This is a genomic window from Pseudomonas sp. ICMP 3272, assembly GCF_001466905.1.
Taxonomy (GTDB): Bacteria; Pseudomonadota; Gammaproteobacteria; order Pseudomonadales; family Pseudomonadaceae; genus Aquipseudomonas; species Aquipseudomonas amygdali.
This window is the reverse complement of sequence record NZ_LKEK01000128.1, coordinates 1-830: the sequence shown is the minus strand read 5'-3', so window position 1 is coordinate 830 and position 830 is coordinate 1. Positions and strand designations below refer to the sequence as shown.

At 55.4% G+C, this 830-nt stretch carries 1 pseudogene; it reads left to right on the top strand.

The annotated features are described in order from the left end of the window. Window positions 1-830, top strand: a pseudogene (locus AO068_RS26090) (type VI secretion system Vgr family protein); the annotation flags it as partial.

The following is an 830-nucleotide window of genomic DNA, read 5'->3' as shown; positions in this document are numbered from 1 at the left end:
TTTGTATTGAGGTTGCTGGAACACGAAGGCCTGTTCTTCTATTTCGATCACAATCAGGAAAAGCACACGCTGATCATTCTTGATCACTCGCGTGACCTCTCGCCCCTGCCGCAACAGCCAAGCATTCGTTATCACAGCGCATCCGTTACCGAGNGACGTCTGCAATCGGGGCGCATGTCCATTCAGACATTCGACTACAAGCAGCCTCGTAATCAGCTGCCTGTCGGCATGCCGAGCCTCAATGAGCAGGGCAATGTCGACGCGTATGAAGTGTATGACGTGCTCGATCACTACAGCCATGGCACCTTCAAAGACGGTGAACGCCTGGTGCGTCAGCGCCTGGAAGCCATTGAAGTACAGGGCAAGACATTCACCGGCAACAGTACCTGCCGCGCCATGTACCCTGGCCACACCTTTGAGCTGACCCAGCATTTTGATCATGACCGCGGCTCTGCTGAAGATCGCAGTTTTCTGCTGATAACGGTCAAGCATGAGGGCAGCAATAATTACCTGTCGGACGAAAGCGCGGGCTACAAAAACGAGTTTTGATAACGGTCAAGCATGAGGGCAGCAATAATTACCTGTCGGACGAAAGCGCGGGCTACAAAAACGAGTTTGTGTGCATTCGCCACAAGATCCCCTATCGTCATCCGATCACCGTTGCGCGCCCGAGCATTAACGGCCCGCTGAGCGCCATCGTGGTCGGGCCGGAAGGTAGGTGAGGAAGTGTTCACTGACGAGCTGGCGCGGATACAGGTCAGGTTCCATTGGCAGCGTGGCGACAGCCTGCCGCAAGGCACCACCTGGTTAAGGGTGGCGATGCCCAGTGC